Origin of the sequence: Paenibacillus sp. RC67 (assembly GCF_030020805.1) — a bacterium.
Taxonomy (GTDB): Bacteria; Bacillota; Bacilli; order Paenibacillales; family NBRC-103111; genus Paenibacillus_S.
In genome coordinates, this window is sequence record NZ_CP125098.1 from 2,513,239 (window position 1) to 2,531,160 (window position 17,922).

Annotated in this window: 20 protein-coding genes; all 20 read left to right on the forward strand. The window is 46.0% G+C overall.

Translation table 11 applies throughout. The annotated features are described in order from the left end of the window. Positions 1 to 2 precede the first annotated feature (2 nt). On the forward strand, positions 3 to 1,298 hold the full coding sequence (gene efeB, locus QMA13_RS11300; protein WP_282941466.1) for an iron uptake transporter deferrochelatase/peroxidase subunit: 1,296 nt from the start codon (positions 3 to 5) through the stop codon (positions 1,296 to 1,298). Between the two features lie 36 nt (positions 1,299 to 1,334). Beyond that, entirely contained in the window at positions 1,335 to 3,134 is a 1,800-nt protein-coding gene (locus QMA13_RS11305) for an FTR1 family iron permease (protein WP_282941467.1), read from the forward strand. Positions 3,135 to 3,293: 159 nt separating this feature from the next. Continuing rightward, positions 3,294 to 3,638 carry a histidine triad nucleotide-binding protein gene (locus tag QMA13_RS11310; protein ID WP_079910550.1) on the forward strand — a complete coding sequence of 115 codons (345 nt, stop codon included), beginning with the start codon at positions 3,294 to 3,296 and terminating at the stop codon, positions 3,636 to 3,638. Between the two features lie 106 nt (positions 3,639 to 3,744). Beyond that, a complete protein-coding gene (gene rpsU, locus QMA13_RS11315) occupies positions 3,745 to 3,918 on the forward strand; it encodes a 30S ribosomal protein S21 (RefSeq protein ID WP_010491812.1) in 174 nt (57 codons plus the stop codon). A gap of 12 nt (positions 3,919 to 3,930) precedes the next feature. Next, on the forward strand, positions 3,931 to 4,374 hold the full coding sequence (locus QMA13_RS11320; RefSeq protein WP_282941468.1) for a GatB/YqeY domain-containing protein: 444 nt from the start codon (positions 3,931 to 3,933) through the stop codon (positions 4,372 to 4,374). A gap of 152 nt (positions 4,375 to 4,526) precedes the next feature. After that, positions 4,527 to 5,921 (forward strand): NfeD family protein, encoded by a 1,395-nt coding sequence (locus QMA13_RS11325; protein ID WP_282941469.1) that lies wholly within the window; start codon positions 4,527 to 4,529, stop codon positions 5,919 to 5,921. A gap of 127 nt (positions 5,922 to 6,048) precedes the next feature. After that, positions 6,049 to 7,038, forward strand: a complete 990-nt coding sequence (gene floA, locus QMA13_RS11330; protein WP_282941470.1) for a flotillin-like protein FloA — start codon at positions 6,049 to 6,051, stop codon at positions 7,036 to 7,038. 36 nt (positions 7,039 to 7,074) lie between these two features. Continuing rightward, on the forward strand, positions 7,075 to 7,560 hold the full coding sequence (locus QMA13_RS11335) for a hypothetical protein (protein WP_282941471.1): 486 nt from the start codon (positions 7,075 to 7,077) through the stop codon (positions 7,558 to 7,560). A gap of 257 nt (positions 7,561 to 7,817) precedes the next feature. Continuing rightward, positions 7,818 to 8,096 carry a sporulation protein YqfC gene (yqfC, locus tag QMA13_RS11340; protein ID WP_282941472.1) on the forward strand — a complete coding sequence of 93 codons (279 nt, stop codon included), beginning with the start codon at positions 7,818 to 7,820 and terminating at the stop codon, positions 8,094 to 8,096. A 14-nt stretch (positions 8,097 to 8,110) separates the two neighbouring features. Further along, entirely contained in the window at positions 8,111 to 9,292 is a 1,182-nt protein-coding gene (gene yqfD, locus QMA13_RS11345) for a sporulation protein YqfD (RefSeq protein ID WP_282941473.1), read from the forward strand. Positions 9,293 to 9,323: 31 nt separating this feature from the next. Further along, complete coding sequence (locus tag QMA13_RS11350) at positions 9,324 to 10,286, forward strand: PhoH family protein (RefSeq protein WP_481858213.1); 963 nt, start codon at positions 9,324 to 9,326, stop codon at positions 10,284 to 10,286. 50 nt (positions 10,287 to 10,336) lie between these two features. After that, a complete protein-coding gene (locus QMA13_RS11355; protein WP_282941475.1) occupies positions 10,337 to 12,589 on the forward strand; it encodes an HD family phosphohydrolase in 2,253 nt (750 codons plus the stop codon). 4 nt (positions 12,590 to 12,593) lie between these two features. Then, a complete protein-coding gene (gene ybeY / locus QMA13_RS11360) occupies positions 12,594 to 13,157 on the forward strand; it encodes an rRNA maturation RNase YbeY (protein WP_282941476.1) in 564 nt (187 codons plus the stop codon). Between the two features lie 8 nt (positions 13,158 to 13,165). Beyond that, positions 13,166 to 13,855, forward strand: a complete 690-nt coding sequence (locus QMA13_RS11365; RefSeq protein ID WP_282941477.1) for a diacylglycerol kinase — start codon at positions 13,166 to 13,168, stop codon at positions 13,853 to 13,855. Between the two features lie 29 nt (positions 13,856 to 13,884). Beyond that, on the forward strand, positions 13,885 to 14,295 hold the full coding sequence (gene cdd, locus QMA13_RS11370) for a cytidine deaminase (protein ID WP_282941478.1): 411 nt from the start codon (positions 13,885 to 13,887) through the stop codon (positions 14,293 to 14,295). A 4-nt stretch (positions 14,296 to 14,299) separates the two neighbouring features. Then, complete coding sequence (gene era / locus QMA13_RS11375; protein WP_282941479.1) at positions 14,300 to 15,211, forward strand: GTPase Era; 912 nt, start codon at positions 14,300 to 14,302, stop codon at positions 15,209 to 15,211. Positions 15,212 to 15,354: 143 nt separating this feature from the next. Continuing rightward, positions 15,355 to 15,501, forward strand: a complete 147-nt coding sequence (locus QMA13_RS11380) for a YqzL family protein (RefSeq protein WP_282941480.1) — start codon at positions 15,355 to 15,357, stop codon at positions 15,499 to 15,501. Between the two features lie 33 nt (positions 15,502 to 15,534). Then, complete coding sequence (recO, locus tag QMA13_RS11385) at positions 15,535 to 16,281, forward strand: DNA repair protein RecO (RefSeq protein WP_282941481.1); 747 nt, start codon at positions 15,535 to 15,537, stop codon at positions 16,279 to 16,281. Positions 16,282 to 16,520: 239 nt separating this feature from the next. After that, complete coding sequence (locus tag QMA13_RS11390; protein WP_282941482.1) at positions 16,521 to 17,333, forward strand: pyruvate, water dikinase regulatory protein; 813 nt, start codon at positions 16,521 to 16,523, stop codon at positions 17,331 to 17,333. Between the two features lie 93 nt (positions 17,334 to 17,426). Continuing rightward, positions 17,427 to 17,888, forward strand: coding sequence for a YaiI/YqxD family protein (locus tag QMA13_RS11395; protein ID WP_282941483.1), 462 nt, complete (start codon positions 17,427 to 17,429; stop codon positions 17,886 to 17,888). Positions 17,889 to 17,922: the final 34 nt, after the last annotated feature.

Sequence of the window (17,922 nt, forward strand, 5' to 3'; positions counted from 1 at the left end):
GGATGGACGACACTACTAAGCAAGACCAAGAGCCTCATTCGGATCAAAAGTCGACGGTAAGCCGGAGAGATGTCCTCAAGATGGCGGGTGCAGGAGGAATCGGGCTGTTGCTCGGTTCTGTTGGTGTCGGAGGTTTGCTCACCGGAGCGGGAAAGATTGCTAAGTCGGCATCAGTTCCAACAGACAGGAGCGATATTAGCATTCCTTTCTATGATAAGTATCAAGCTGGGATCTTGACTCCCGCACAAAACTTTCTATGCTTTGCTGCTTTTGATTTAACAACCAAACAGGCTGCTGATGTTACGAAGCTATTTCGTGCTTGGACCGAAGCCTCTGCGAAAATGACAGAGGGGCAAATGGTCGGTCCCAATAATGATCAGCAGAGCCTTCCGCCTGAGGATACAGGTGAAGCTGTTGGATTGAATCCGAATCAGCTAACGATAACCTTCGGTGTCGGACCCGCAATGTTCGACGAACGATTCGGCTTGGCGGCCAAGCGACCGGAGGCATTTGTGGATTTTCCTAAGTTTTCTGGAGAGCGTCTGCGTGATGAATGGTGTGGGGGCGACATAGGTGTTCAAGTGTGTGCGGATGATTTGCAGGTTGCGTTTCACGCAATTCGAAATTTAGCCCGTATTGCTCGGGGCACTGCTGTACTCAAATGGACGCAAGAAGGCTTCCAACGGTCGGCTACAGCAGCGAATGTCAACGAGACACCTCGGAATTTGTTGGGGTTTAAAGATGGCACCGGAAATCCGGATGTACAGGACAGCAAGCTGATGAACGATTTGATCTGGGTACAGCCTTCCGATGGTCCGTCCTGGATGCAGAATGGCACTTATATGGCGGTGAGACGTATCCGTATGCGGATAGAAGTGTGGGACCGTTCAACACTTAATGATCAGGAAGCTACTTTTGGCCGTTATCGCAGCAGCGGAGCACCATTGGGTCAGAAAAGTGAATTCGATCCTATGCAGCTAGATGCCAAAAATGAAGAAGGTAAACCTGTGATTCCCGCTAATTCGCATATCCGACTAGCTCATGGAGAAGACAAAGAAAAGATTTTACGACGTTCTTATTCTTATTCAAGCGGTATTGATAAACAAACAGGTCAGCTGGATGCAGGACTCTTCTTTATTTGCTACAACCGAGATCCGCGGAAGCAGTTTATTCCAATCCAGCAGCGTTTAGCCAAAAACGATGCGTTGAATGCATACATTTTCCATATGGGCAGCGCTATGTTCGCCTGTTTTCCAGGTACTCGTCAAGGCGGATACGTGGGGGAAGGTTTATTGTGAGCGCGTACGGAATCCGGTTGAGAGGAAATGAGAATCATGAAGAAAAGTAAAATCTACTTAATGAAGTGGGTCGGTTGGTTGATGATCGCCGCCCTTCTTTTTGTTCCGTTTGCTGGAAAAGGATGGGCAGCGGAGGTGGACCCTGATATTGAGAAGCTGATGCCTCTTATTGGCGGTGCTTTAGTTGAAGCGGGAGATCAGCATTGGAGCGAGGCTGCCAAGGAGCTGGACTTGTTCGAAGTTCAGTGGAAGCAGATACAGTCTCCAAAGTCGGCGCTTTATGACAATGTAACATCAACCATGGCCGAAGCGAAGCTAGCGATAAAGGATGCATCGAGTAAGCCTGATGCCGTGTACCCAGCGGTGTCAAAGCTGGCCAAAGCTACGGGTAGCTTCGTATCCGACTTGGAGAAGGCTGCAGATAAGGGCGACGGCAAAAAAGCGGCTAAGATCCTATTACCTTTTTTGCAGCAATGCTTGACTGAAATCAGTCAAAATGATTGGACAAAAGCGCAGAACACATTCAAACAATTTACCAATCAATGGTCAAAAGCGGAAAATGCGATACGCGCAGACAACGATCAAATTTATGGTCAGATTGAAACAAAAACTACGATGGCCAGAGTTTCGGTGCAAGCCGACCCGCCGAGATCTGAAGCCGCAACCGCTGGCATTAAAGATTTGATTCAAACCATTAACGATTACGTGAACGGCTCATTAACGGTGCAATCACCCGTATCAGGCAAGCAGACTGTCGCTGATGGTTTAGACATCTTACAAAAGGCGGAGGCAAGTATAGGCTCAAGCAAAGCTGCAGAAGCTGCTGTACATATGCAGAGCTTTATTACTTTATGGCCTTCAGTTGAGGGTGTGGTTCGAACCAAAGCCCCTGATCTGTATACTAAGGTTGAAAATGAAATGACGGAGGCATTGAGCCGACTACTTTCCAATCCGCCGCGGACACAGGAAGCTAGTTCGATTATCCAAACGATGCAGCTGGAGCTGACGCCCTTCGCTGCGCAAACAAGCTATTCAGCATGGGATGCGGGACTTATTCTGCTGCGCGAAGGGGTAGAGGCCTTATTGGTGCTTGCAGCACTGGTGGCTTTTCTTCATAGGACAGGGAATTCCAGCAAACAAAAATGGATTTGGTGTGGTGCGGCAGCTGGATTGGTTATGAGCGGCGGCCTAGCGGTCCTCTTGAATTACATGATTGCCAATGTAGCATCAGGCAGCACGCGTGAAATGCTGGAAGGCATTACGGGGCTTGTTTCCGTTCTTCTGATGCTCACTGTAGGCGCCTGGCTGCATAAAAAAACACAGGTTAATGCGTGGAACCGTTATATAGAAAAACAAGTAGGCGTAGCGCTAGCCAGTGGTAACCTCTGGTCCTTATTTATTGTGGCTTGCTTGTCTATTTTGAGAGAAGGCGCGGAAACAACCATTTTCTATATTGGAATGGCTCCTTCTATTCAATTAGGACAACTGATCATTGGAATTGCCTCTGCAATTGTTATTTTAGTTGTTCTTGGATATATCATTGTAAAAGGAAGCATACGGCTTCCTATTCGGACGTTTTTCCAAGTGGCGACTTTGCTCATTTATTATCTGGTCATTAAATTCCTTGGCGAAAGCATCCATTCCCTTCAGGTGGCGGGTAAATTATCTTCGCATGTCCCTGGATTTATTCCATCTTGGGGTTGGCTTGGCGTATACCCGACATGGGAAACGCTTGTGCCTCAGCTATTGGTGCTCGTTTATATTTTGATTCAAGTAGTGAGATACAGCAGAAAGAGGAGAGAAAATTCCAATCCAATGGAATCAAACCCTGTCTAATTGTGCCTATAGACGGCTTACGGATGAGAATCCCAAATTTTATTCAAAAAACTTCGTAATTTCTTTGAATGCGGAGTTTCTTTTTTGCCGAAAATTAGGTATAGTATATAGGTAAAAATGAAACGGTCATAGTTTAAGTAGCTGGGAGGACAACCCGTCATGGAATGTATTTTTTGTAAAATTGTAGAGGGAACCATTCCTTCCAAAAAGGTGTATGAAAATGAGCATGTGGTTGCGTTTCACGATATACAGCCGGCAGCTCCCGTACATATCTTGATTATTCCCAAGAAACACATCGCTACCATGAACGACGTTGAGCCCGGCGACTGGGGTTTGATCGGCGAAATTCATCGTGCCGCCCAAGAAATTGCTAAGCAGGAAGGTGTGGCGGATAGCGGTTATCGGCTCATTAATAACTGCGGCAAGGATGGAGGACAAGTCGTTTTTCACATTCATTATCACTTGCTTGCGGGTGAAAAACTGGGTCCTCTCAATGCTAAGTAAAGAATCTTTTTCCTTAGGTTGACACCTAGTTTATGTATACCATATAATGAAATTTGATGAACGCTTTTTTCGTCTTGGACGGTCTGTTCGGAGGGAGGGAAAACTGGTGTCAGAAACTCGAGTTCGCAAAAATGAAACTATAGATGCTGCACTTCGCCGCTTTAAACGCTCCATCGCAAAAGATGGCGTACTAGCGGAGGTTAAAAAACGCAAGCATTATGAGAAGCCAAGCGTGAAACGTAAGAAGAAGTCAGAGGCTGCTCGTAAGAGAAAGTTCTAGGGGGCTTAATCGATGAGCTTAAGCGAGAAATTAAACGAAGATATGAAGCTTGCGATGAAGAGCCAGGCCAAGTTCAAACTAACCGTAATCCGTATGGTTCGTGCAGCTATCAAGAATATTGAGATAGATCAGCGTAAAACCTTAGATGACCAGGAAGTACTTGATGTTCTGAGTCGTGAGATCAAACAGCGTAAAGATTCCCTCCAAGAATTTGAAAAGGCCGGTCGCGATGATTTGGCCGAAACCGTTAAGGCAGAGATAGAAATTCTGATGGAGTACTTACCGCAACAGTTATCTGAGGAAGAAGTAAAAGCCATTGTACAGCAGACCATCCAAGAAGTGGGTGCTTCTTCTAAAGCGGATATGGGAAAAGTCATGGGTGCTTTAATGCCTAAGGTGAAAGGACGGGCTGATGGCAAAGTTGTCAATCAAGCCGTTCAACAACTATTATTATAGTATGATGAAAGACACTCCTGTTTCAGGGGTGTCTTTTTTTTAGAGGATTCGCCTCTTAGGTGAGGAAATTTTTGCAAGTTTGAATCGAATCGGCTATGCTTTACGTAAGGAATGTATGTGATTTGGAAAATGGTTGAAGGGGGTCATTGCTGATGTTGAATGCTAAGCCTGGATCATGGCTGGTAAGGTCAAGCTTGCTGCTTCTATTGGCGTTGTTCTTGCTAATGCCATTGGGAACCGCTTTTGCGGTTGACGGCAATCCGGCTTCTGCTTCGTCATCCGTTCCTAAGTCTGCCCCGGTCGTTGTCATTCCGGTACATCAAACGATTGAGACGGGTCTGCAAAAGTTTCTTGAGCGAGCTATGAAGGAAGCTGAAGAATCTAAGGCCATGTACATTGTTCTCGACATTGATACGTTGGGTGGCAGAGTGGACTCGGCTGAAGACATTGGAGAGCTGATACGCAACAGTAAAGCGCCGACCATTGCCTATGTGCATGGGAGAGCCGTTTCTGCAGGCAGCTACATTGCGTTGAATGCAAGCAAGATTGTTATGGAGCCAGGAAGTACTATGGGGGCAGCGGCTGTTGTAGATTCCTCTGGTGCTGAGGTGGGAAATGTTAAGGTTATTGCTCACTGGGCAAGTCAAATGCGATCTGCAGCTGAGTTAAGAGGGCGTGATCCGCAAATTGCTGAAGCAATGGTAGACAAAAATGCGGGAGTTGAACTGAAGGCCATCAATCGTACGGTGGCTAAGGGGCAGCTAGTTTCATTGACTGCAGACGAAGCGGTGAAAGTAGGATATGCGGAAAGCATAGCGGCTGATATGGATGAAGTGATTCGTTTCATAGGGGCGTCAGAGCATCCCGTAGTGCATTTGGAGCCTACCGCAGCCGAATCGTTCTCGCGCTTTTTGACGCAGCCAAGCATATCGATACTTCTGTTGTTTATCGGTATTGCTGGAATTGCGATCGAGCTGTTCGTCCCTGGTTTTGGATTGCCAGGAATTTTAGGTCTGCTCGGGTTCGGTCTGTATTTCTTCGGACATTATATTGTTGGGTTCGCGGGGGTGGAGGATATTGCTCTCTTTATCATCGGGGTTGTACTGCTAGTCATTGAGATTTTTGTATCAAGCTTCGGTATACTTGGTATTTTGGGCATTGCCTGTTTGTTCAGCAGTGTCGTCATGGCAGCCTACAATACGAAGCAAGCGGCGCTCCATTTATCCGTGGCCTTTGTACTCGCAATCATTGTCGTAGCTATTGTCGTCCGCATTTTTAAACATCGTGGTGTATGGAATCGTTTTATTCTTAAGGATGAGCTAACGACGGAGAAAGGCTACACGCCCGTTAGGGAGCGTTCAGATTTACTGGGCAAGACAGGAACATCCATCACGCCTCTTCGTCCGTCGGGAACTATTTATGTCGGCGATGAGCGTGTCGATGTTGTGACATCCGGGGAGTTCATAGCTCTGAATAAACAAGTTGTAATCGTGCACGTGGAAGGCTCGCGGGTTGTTGTGCGGGAAATCAACGACGTACTGCATTAATGGATGGTGCAAAAAACTCTAAGTACATGCTTACGATGCCAGTTAGTGGATGGCACAAAAAACTCAAAGTATATGCTTACGATGCCAGTTTTTTGCTGGCGCAAAAAACTTTTAGGAGGTTCAAACTATGGATTCAATCGTTTACGTACTACTTTTGGCAGCGATTATTATTATAGCGTTGTCCGTATTTTTAAGCTTCGTTCCGATTATGCTGTGGATTTCGGCGTTAGCGTCGGGGGTACGCATCGGAATAATTACACTCGTCGCGATGCGTCTGCGTCGTGTTATACCAAGCCGTATCGTGAATCCCTTGATCAAAGCCACTAAAGCAGGAATTGAGCTCACGATAAATCAGTTGGAGAGTCATTTCCTTGCTGGTGGTAACGTAGACCGGGTTGTCAATGCCTTAATTGCAGCGCACCGTGCCAATATTCATTTGGAGTTCGAACGCGCGGCTGCGATTGATTTGGCTGGTCGTGACGTGCTCCAAGCGGTTCAAATGAGTGTTAACCCGCGTGTCATCGAAACTCCAACCGTATCTGCAGTGGCAAAAGACGGTATTGAAGTGAAGGTAATTGCCAGAGTAACAGTCCGTGCTAATATCGATCGATTAGTCGGTGGAGCCGGGGAAGAAACCATTATCGCTCGTGTCGGCGAAGGGATTGTAACGACCGTTGGTTCATCTAATTCCCATAAAGACGTTCTTGAGAATCCGGATATGATCTCAAGAACCGTATTGGGCAAAGGACTTGATGCAGGTACGGCATTCGAAATCTTGTCCATTGATATCGCGGACGTGGATGTAGGTAAAAATATCGGCGCTCACTTGCAAACCGAACAAGCGGAAGCTGACAAGCGTATTGCGCAGGCTAAAGCAGAAGAACGTCGTGCTATGGCTGTTGCGCAGGAGCAGGAAATGAAGGCCAAAGTCGTGGAGATGAAAGCCAAGGTGGTTGAATCCGAATCACAAGTGCCGCTCGCGATGGCTGAAGCTCTTCGGAGTGGTAAGCTCGGGGTAATGGAGTATATGAATTTGAAAAATATTGACGCTGATACGCAAATGCGTTCTTCTTTGGGAAAAATGAATGATACGGGTAAACATGAAGATCAGGAATAATGCTTCCTGCATGAACCGACAAAGGAGCGTGCACGCATGAAGCTTTTACAATTATTACTCAACAACTGGTATATGTTAGTGATATTGTTTATTATTTTGAGCAATATCGGAAAAATGTTTAAATCGAAGTCTTCAAATGAACCTGGTAAGCAAGCGTCTCCGAAGCAGAGCATGCCTCCATTTGCGGGAGGAGGATCAGGTTGGGGACGGACTGTCAAACAAACAGTTACTCAGGCAAAGGACGTCATATCGCGTTCTGAGCAGCCTAAGAAGCGACCGGAACCGAAACCCAGGGAACAGTCAAAAACGGCTCAGAGGACCATTCCAGAGCTGGAAACAGTGGATGTTTGGAAGGACTCTCCACTTGAGAGCAATAGACAGATCCGTTCTAACAGAGATTCGTCACATCGTACTGATTCAGGAAACACGCTGAAGCGACCATCGGCTAACCTATTGGCACAAGGGGTCATTTGGGCTGAGATTCTCGGGCCGCCAAGAGCCAAGAAGCCTTTTCGAAAATAAAACCTGATCTTAGAAGCACCAGACCAACAATTGTTGGTCCGGTGCTTCTTTATTTCGAGGGCTCCCCGCAAAGTATCTGAATGCACTTCGAAGCTAAAGGCTCCACTTTGTGGGGTTATTTTGTGCGTTTTGCATAACTTGCATTGATGCGTCTTCATAATTGGTGGCTTTCCAGCATATGGTGTAAATAGCCTCTGCTGCATTTAATGGGTACGTTAAAGACATTTCACAAAGTAACAACACTGAGGGGGAATCGTATGCGCAGTCTAACTCGTAAATTCAATCAATTCACCGCCAAGCTGCTGGACCTTCCCCAGGATGTTATTCTGGATCTTCCCCGTATGACGCTTATTGGGAATATGCAGCTTTACATAGAAAACCACCGGGGCGTTCTACATTTCTCAAACGAGCTGATGAAGCTGGCCTTAAATAAAGGAAGCTTGGAGGTTCGCGGCAAGCAGCTCGTCATACGGGCTATTTTTTCAGAGGAAGTTTTTATCGAAGGGGTTATAGAAGACGTCAAATTTATCCCGTAAAGAGGTGTCTGACAGTGAAATCATCTTTTCTCTTATCGATGCGCGGTTATGTCCTGATTGAAGTCAGAGGAGGACGGTTCGAGAAGCTAGTCAATGCTTTGATGGAACAACGGATGACGATTTGGGATATCCGTATTGTGGACGAGACAAATGCGGAGCTGTATATTGTCCTCAAGGATTTTTTCAGGCTTCGTCCGGTTTTAAAAGAGACAGGCTGCCGTGTGCATGTCCGCAAGAGGTATGGCGTTCCTTTTTTGTTGGACAAACTCGAGAAAAGAAAGATTTTTGCCCTTGGACTCATTGGTTTTGTCATCGGGTTATATATGTTATCCTCTGTTGTCTGGCAGGTTCGTGTAGAAGGAAATGAGTTGATTAGTAAACAGCAGGTGCTGGAAGCAGCCAAAGAGCAAGGGATTTATAAGCTCCAATGGAAATACAGGCTGAAAAACACCGATGTCATGTCTAGGGCGCTGCAAGGCCAGCTGCCTGGCACCGCATGGGTTGGAGTTGAGGTGCATGGCACCCATATCGTTATTAAAATCGTGGAGGCAACGGTGCCTGATAAACAGCCGCTGCTGAGTCCGCGTCATCTGGTTGCTTCCAAAAGCGGTATGATTACTTACATCTTAGCTGAGAAGGGAAGACCTTTGGTAAAAGCCAATACGTATGTGAAAAAAGGGGACATCCTTATATCAGGTGTTTTGGGCGATGATGTGAACCGGCAGACGGTGGTGGCATCAGGTGAAGTGAGGGGCTTGGTATGGTATACGCCTCAGGTAGAGGTGCCGTTAACGCAGCAGTATAAAGTCTATACTGGAGAAGTAAAGGATCGTTCCTATTTTGTCGTAGGCAATCGCGCCTTACAACTGACAGGATACGGGAAAACGGGGTTTGAGCAATTCGAGACAATTCCTGAAAGAAAAACGCTTCAGCTCGGGAAATTTGTTCTACCCATCGGTTGGCTGCATGAACGAGTTATGCAAGTCAATATCATGGAAAAGGCTACGGACCCCCAAGAGGCTAAAAAGCTTGGAATAGAAGCGGCGAAGAAGGAAATTTTGGCGTCTGCGGGTAAAGAAGCGAAGGTCGTCAATGAAAAAATTTTGCATGAAAAGACGGAGAATGGTAAAGTTTATATGGAAGTACATTTGGAAGTGGAAGAATCTATCACTCAAGAGCAACCTATCGTTCCATAACGCGTTCGCTTGAAGGAGAAGAGGCCTGTTGATTGACAATGCACGCATCGTGAAAGTAGCATTAAAAAACACGGCGGAAGGGCTTGCTTTGTTTGGTCCGCAGGACAAGTTTCTGCAAATGATCGAGCAGCAAACCGAAGCCAGAATTCAGTCTCGCGAAGAAGAAATCGTCATTCAAGGATCAGCGGCTGAAACGGAATCACTGCAGCAGTTATTTGAAGTGCTGTTGGAGCTTGTTCGTAACAACTACATTTTAAACGAGCGCGATATTCACTATGCTTTGGAATTGTCCAAGCAGATGAAAGTCGACCAGTTGCTTGATTTGTTCAAAGGGGAAATCACGACTACGCATAAAGGTAAGCCTATTCGGGTAAAAACGATTGGCCAAAAGCAGTACGTGTCCACCATCAAGCAAAAAGATATCGTGTTCGGGATCGGGCCTGCAGGTACGGGCAAAACGTACTTGGCTGTCGTATTGGCAGTCGCGGCACTCAAGGAAGGTAAGGTCAAGCGGATCGTGCTGACGCGGCCTGCGGTGGAGGCTGGAGAGAGCTTGGGCTTCTTACCCGGCGATTTACAAGAAAAGGTTGACCCTTACTTACGTCCATTGTATGATGCTCTTAATGACGTGTTAGGTCCTGATCAGGTGATTAAGTCATTAGAAAGAGGACTTATCGAAATCGCTCCATTAGCCTATATGCGCGGCAGAACATTGGATGATTCCTTTATTATTTTGGACGAAGCGCAGAACACGACTCCCGAGCAGATGAAGATGTTTTTGACCCGTCTTGGCTTCGGTTCGAAGATGGTCATAACCGGTGATGTCACCCAGATCGATCTTCCAAGGGGCAAGTCGTCCGGTTTAGTGGAAGCGCAACGCATTCTAAAGCAGATTGAAGAAATCGGATTTATCATGTTTTCTGAAGCGGATGTTGTCCGACACTCATTAGTTCAGAAGATTATTGTTGCTTACCAAGAGGATAAAGAAAAATAGCTCTTTTTCAATGATTAGCAGAAGAGCTGTGAAAGGGATGACCTTTCGAGATGAAGAACCAGGTTTCGATCCAAGGCAAGTTTCAATATAAGCTTGCTGGCTGGAAATACAGCGCCCTTGTGCGCTTTCTTCTGTTTTTAGTGCTTACTGTCATTTTTTACATGGCTTTAATGAGCAAACTGATCCCGCAGACCTATGATATTCGTGTCGGCTCCACGGCGGAAAAGGATATATTGGCTCCCCGAGCCATCGAGAACGCCGTCGCAACGGAGCAGGCCAAAGAGGATGCAGCGCAGCGGGTACAGCCGGTTTATCGAATCGTCGCGTTGAAGAATGAAGTTCTTATGGAAGCGTTATTCGAGAAATTGCAGCAAATTAATGCAGATACGGAAGTTACGCTTGGGGATAAGGTAAACATTTTCAAAACGGTTATTCCTAATCTTATTGACGATCATGTAGATAAACAGATTAAGACGTACACGGACAGCGGGCAATACAATGACGTGCTGCTGCTGGAAATGCGCAAAAAAATCCGAGAACAACAATATCGGATTCCGGAAGAAACGTACTACAAGATGCCGCGCGTATCCAAGGAAGATTTGACGGCAATGGAGCCGGTGGCCAAAGATATTGTCACCCGGCTGATGAACGATCAGATTATGGATGCGCAAACCGCAAGGGCGAAAGTGGCCGAACTGGTGAATACTTCGACGCTGAGCAAAAGCACATCACGTGAAATGGTGCTGGAGCTTGTAAGGGCAGCGGTTACACCAAACAAATTTTTTGATCAAAAAGGCACCGATGAAGCTAAAGGTCATGCTCGCGACAATGTGAAATCGGTATTTATTAATAAAAACGAAGTACTTGTTAAAAAAGGCGCTGTTATTACCGAGGAAATATACCAGCGTCTCAGCGGTTTGGAAATGCTGAAGGACGAGTCCAGCTATTGGCCTAAAATTGGGCTGCTGCTGTTGGTGGCTATGTTCGGTCTGGTGATCTTTATGTTCGTCAAACAGAGTACGCTCGCGGTTAGTCATAATAATGCTCAATTGCTGATGCTAGTTCTTATTTTATTTATTAATATTTTGGGGATGAAGCTGTTCTCCCTTGTGCAAAATTTGGAATACCCGTATATAGGCTTTCTTGCTCCTACGGCACTGGGTGCCATGTTGATCACGATATTGCTGGATGTGAATTTGGCGTATGTAGCAACGATCGTGTTCGGTGTAATGGCGAGTGTTATATTTAACACAGACCACCTTCAAGCGTTTGATTTCCGTTATGGGCTGCTGACGCTTGCCGCTTCGTTTGCCGCAATCTTCTCGATCCAAAGGGCAAGTCAAAGGTCTTCCATCCTAAAAGCGGGCATGATTGTCTCGCTGTTCGGAATGGCGCTTGTAGGTGCATTGCTGTTGATAGACGATCATGAGACTAGAAGAAGCATGCTGTTCGCTCTTTCCTTTGTTATAGGTGGTGGCTTATTGACCGCAGTATTCGTTATCGGTTTGCTGCCGTTCTTCGAGGTTGCGTTCGGTATTTTATCTCCGCTCAAGCTGGTGGAGCTGTCCAATCCGAACCACCCGCTGCTGCGCAAGCTGCTCACTGAAACTCCGGGCACATATCATCACAGCATCATGGTCGGCAACTTGGCTGAAGCAGCAGCTGTGTCGATTGGCGCTGATGGTCTATTGTGCAGAGTCGGTGCGTACTATCACGATATCGGAAAGACGAAGCGTCCGAATTACTTTATCGAGAATCAAAATCATATGGAAAACCCTCATGATAAGATGGATCCGACTTTGAGTAAATCGATTATTGTGGCTCATGCCCGGGACGGTGTGGAGATGCTGAAGGAGTATAGTATCCCTAAGCCCATTCGGGATATTGCGGAACAGCATCATGGAACGACGCTTCTGCAATTTTTTTACCATAAAGCCAAAAAAATCGCAGAGGCGGAGAATGATCCGAAGCCGTTGGAAGAAGCGGATTTCCGTTATCCTGGACCGAATGCGCAATCCAAAGAGGCGGCTATCGTGGGCATTGCTGATTCGTTGGAAGCAGCAGTACGTTCACTTCGAAACCCTACCTTGGAGCAGATTGACACCATGGTCCGCAAAATTATTAAAAATCGTCTTGATGACGGTCAATTTAATGAATGTGATCTAACGATCAAAGAGCTGGATCAAGTCGCAAAAACATTGAATGAAACGCTGCTTGGCATTTTTCATTCGAGAATTGAATACCCAAGTGATCTTCCGGGGTCGAATCCGAATGGAGAGCCTAAGCAGGTGAAAAGGAGCTAGACGTATGAGTCTGCGATTGGAATGGAATAACGAACAAGATGAATATAACATTTCGGAAGAGCTCATCGAGAAGCTTCGTCAGCTGCTGGAGCTTGCCGGGAAGTCTGAGAATGTAACCGATGGCGAGGTGGCGCTAACCTTTGTTGATGATGCAGAAATTCAGCGTCTAAACAAGGAATATCGCAACCTGGATAAACCAACGGATGTGCTGTCCTTTGCAATGCAGGAAATGGGCGAAGATGAGATCGAAATTATTTACGACGAGGAAGATTTCTCGGAAAGCGATCTTGAGGATGTTAGTCGCCTGGATGAAGAAGAGGGCGATACTGAGGAAGAAGATGAGGACGAGGAGCCGTTTGAAGAACCTCTGGGCGACATCATCATTTCCGTTCCTAGAGCCATCGCACAAAGCGAGGACTATGGACATTCCGTTGAACGGGAGCTTGGATTTTTGTTCGTCCATGGATTCCTTCATCTTATCGGGTATGACCATCAGAGCGAAGAAGAAGAGAAAGTAATGTTTGGTAAGCAGGAGCATATTTTGCAGCAGGCAGGTCTTGTCCGTTGAGACCGAAGGTGAAGTGGCACAGAAGCTTTCGGTTCGCGTATGAGGGAGTGAAATACGCTTTATCTACGCAGCGCAATATGAAGTTTCATTTTTTTGCCGCTTTCGTGGTTTTGCTGATGGCCTTGTTTTTCCATTTGCATAAGCTTGAAGTGCTATTTATTTTACTGGCCGTGACGCTAATGATTGTAACAGAGCTCATTAACACGGCGGTAGAAAAAACGGTTGATCTTGCCATGCCGGACCGTCATCCGCTGGCCAAAATAGCCAAGGATGTGGCCGCAGCCTCCGTACTGGTGTCTGCGGCTTTTGCCGCTATCGTAGGCATGGTCGTTTTTTATGAACCGATAGACCGGTTGTTCCGAGAAGCAAAGAGCACGCAGGGATACACATTAACCGCTGGCTCGATCTGGATATTGTTATGTCTGGTTATGCTGACCGTTATTGTTGTAGAGACGCGATTTTCAAGAAAAGGAAGCAGAGTTCAACCAAGCCTGCTGTCTGCTGTGGCTTTTGCCATATCCACATTTATTACATGCTATGCAACGGTCACTTTTATAGCTCTTCTCGCGTATTTGCTTGCTTTTGTGGTTATGATGGTATTATATGATAAGAGAAGCAGAGGTTTTGCCTCTCTTTTGCTCGGAGCACTTATTGGCGGCTTCGTTTCTGTGCTAGCCTACTATTTGATGAATATATAATTTAAGTTTAACTCACGGGGATGATATGGATGGATCGACTGGCGCTGGTTGCACTAGCGAAGCAAGCGATGGATAAAGCTTATGTGCCTTATTCTAACTTTAAGGTTGGAAGTGCTCTGTTAGATCGGAATGGGCAGGTGCACCTCGGCTGCAATGTGGAAAATGCGGCTTACGGCCCGACAAACTGTGCCGAAAGAACAGCCTTATTCCGTGCTATTGCAGACGGAGCGGCGCCGCGTTCTTTTCAAGCGATAGCCGTTATTGGAGATACACCGACCCCCATTACCCCTTGCGGCGTCTGCCGTCAAGTGTTGATTGAGCTTTGCCCTCCGGACATGCCTGTCTATATGGCCAATGTGCGCGGAGATATTCAGGAAACGACCGTAGCTGAATTGCTGCCGGGAGCTTTTACTATGAAAGATCTTAATGGAGGAAAGTAATCGAATGACATCAACATCCAGTAAAAAAGCGTTTAAATCCGGCTTTGTCGCCATTATTGGCCGCCCCAATGTGGGAAAGTCCACTTTGATGAATCAAGTTATCGGACAGAAGATCGCCATTATGTCCGACAAGCCGCAAACAACTAGAAATAAAATTCATGGTGTTTATACGACGAACGACTCGCAAATCGTGTTTTTGGATACACCGGGTATTCACAAGCCTCAATCCAAGCTTGGCGATTATATGATGAAAACCGCGGAAAGCTCACTGAGCGAAGTGGATGCGGTACTTTTTTTAATCGATGTGGTAGAGGGTTTGGGCGGAGGAGACCGCTTCATTATTGAAAATCTCAAAAGAATCAAAACACCGGTTATTCTAGTTATGAACAAAATCGATCAGGTGCAGCCAGAGCAGCTGCTGCCGGTGATTACAGCATACAAGGATTTGTATGATTTTGCCGAGATTGTGCCTATTTCGGCTATTAAGGGCAATAACGTCAACACCCTGTTGGAGCAGGTGACTAAATACTTACCGGAAGGACCGCAATATTATCCTGCCGATCAAGTGACTGATCACCCGGAGCAGTTTGTATGTGCCGAGTTGATTCGAGAGAAGATTTTGCATCTAACCCGGGAAGAAATTCCACACTCCATTGCAGTAGCTATTGAGGATATGAAAGTAGAAGCGAACGGGCTTGTTCATATTAATGCTGTTATTTACGTGGAAAGAGACTCGCAGAAAGGTATTATTATTGGTAAGAAGGGCGCCCTGCTTAAAGAAGTCGGCCAAAAGGCGCGGCAGGATATTGAAGCGCTGCTTGGTTCCAAAACCTTCCTGGAGCTTTGGGTTAAGGTGAAGAAGGATTGGCGCAATCAGGAGAGAGTTCTGCGTGATCTGGGCTTCCGTAACGAATAAGCTTTTCATGCCAGTTATTGCTTGGGATACTTCCGGTCATTTCGTATCAATCTAATCTTGTACACAGATACTGTCCATCCTAAAGTCTTTGATTACAAAGCAAGCGTTCCTTGGAAAGCTCTTAGGAGAGGGGATTGATACACATGAGAGATTTTTCGTGGAAGTATTTTTCAATGACCGGTGATGTAGATGCTTATCTGCTTTATAAAGAGATGGACAATGAGCAGCACGCCTCTGAAGACTATCCGGAAGAGGATCCAAGTACGGAAATAACGGACGGGATACAGTAGCTGTGTTACGTTGGCTTGGGGGAAGGACGGACGATGCAGTACAGAGTGCAAGGAATTGTCATTCGCAGTATGGATTATGGGGAAGGCAACAAAATTATTACCCTGTTCACACGTGAAATGGGAAAAGTGGCCGTTATAGTGAGAGGGGCTAAAAAGGTAAAAAGCCGCTATGCCTCCGTCGCCCAGCTTTTCACAAGCGGTGATTATTTGTTCTTTAGATCCGGTCAGCTAGGAACTTTGAATCATGCAGAAATCCTGGATTCCCATCATCGAATCCGGGAGGACTTACATAAAGCGGCTTATGCCTCCTACATGGCGGAGCTCACCGATCGGATGATGGCCGATCAGGAGGCTAACGCTTTTTTGTTTGAACAGCTTAATGCCGCATTGACTGGAATCGAAGCAGATAAAGACATGCAAATTATCGGATTTATATATGAGATGAAGATTTGGATGCAGGCGGGCTATCAGCCAGAGCTTGATGCTTGCGTCTCATGCAGGTCGACCGAGGGTGAGATGCGCTTTAGTGCTGGATTAGGCGGAATCTTATGCGAACGCTGCAGAGGTAAAGACCCGCAGGCGATGCTCATGAGTTCAGGAACATGGAAGCTGATCCGTTTATTTTCCCGCATGGATATTCGGCGGCTGGGTGAAATTGATGTGAAGCCACAAACGAAAGAAGCATTAAAACAACTGATGCGGGCTTACTATGATGCTCATATCGGTCTTAACTTAAAATCCCGAAATTTCTTAGAGCAGATGGATAAATACGGAGTTTAATGCTTTGACATTTTTATTCGCGTTTGATAATATAATATATTAACATTAAAGGCGACTTCTCGTCCGACTCAAGTCCATAACAGGCTTATCGGCGGGAATTTTTTGTTAGAAGGGGTATTTGGCTGATCCTCTTTTATAAAAAAGGCTGCGTTTTAGAGTTTAAGCGATAAAACGAAACATTTATACCGTACATACGTATTATTAGTAGCTTGTCTAAAGAAAGCAGGTGCAGTGCAGTAATGGCGGAACAAACCATTCCTATCATCTACGTGGCCTCAGACTCTGCGGGAGAGACAGGGGAAGCGGTGGTACGAGCGGCTATGGTGCAGTTTTATCCCCAGCAGGTGGATATGCGCATCGTGCCTTTTTTGGAGAACACGGTGGGAATCGATAAACTCGTTCAAACCGCGAAGCAAAGAGACGGCATTATTGTATTTACTCTTGTTATTCCTGAATTACGCGATTATTTGGTTGAGCAGGCGATTCGGTATCAGCTGCCTTACATTGATTTGCTCGGTCCTATCATTGGTTCTCTGGAGAAAAAACTGCAGCAGGAATCCCGACATCAGCCCGGGATGATTCACCCGTTGGATGAAGATTATTTCAAAAAGGTCGAGGCGGTTGAGTTTGCTGTAAAATATGACGATGGAAGAGACTTTAGCGGTGTTCTTCAAGCGGATATCGTGTTGGTCGGAGTATCGAGAACGTCGAAAACCCCGCTGTCGATGTATCTTGCGCACAAAAAGTTCAAAGTCGCTAACGTACCTCTCGTTCCTGAGATTCAGCCTCCAGAGCAATTGTTCACGGTATCAAAGAAAAAAATCGTCGGACTCCGCATCGATCCGGAGAAATTGAACGTGATCCGTTCGGAGCGCTTGAAAATGCTGGGTCTTCCGCAAAACGCGACCTATGCCAATGTGGAAAGAATTAATAAGGAACTCGATTATGCGAATAATATTATGAAACGACTCGATTGCACAATTATCGACGTTTCCAATAAAGCGGTTGAAGAAACCGCAAGTTTGATTATCGAATTGTTTCAAGGAAGGTAGTCATTTTTTCGCGAAAGCGTGCAGGATTTTTTGTTTATTCATCGTATATAATATTACGGTGGTACTTCAGTAGGAATTCGGTGGGACTTGACTATGCCATTTAAGATTTTAGTGGATGCCGATGCTTGTCCGGTTAAGTCGGAAATCGTCAAAGCCGCCAAGCAGTTTGACGTCGAAGTCATGATGGTCGCTTCCTTCGATCATCGTCTCGCTCCTATGGAAGGAGTGCAGATCGTTCAAGTCGATCGTTCCGATCAATCCGTAGATTTGTACATAGCGAACCGAATAGCCCCTGGTGATATTCTAATTACACAGGACTTTGGTTTAGCTGCTATTGCTTTGGGTAAAAAGGCTTTAGCATTATCAAATCGAGGACAGCAGTACATTGACCGAACGATTGATTTTTTATTGGACCGAAGGCATGAACAGGCAAAGCAACGACGCGGTGGGAAGCATTCCAAAGGACCGAAACCGATTACCGACGAGGATCGACATTTTTTTCTACATTCTTTGACAAAAGTTTTGCAGGGTTTGCAGGAGATTCGCAAGCTATAGCGAATAGTATTACGTGTTAATTTGATTGAAGGTG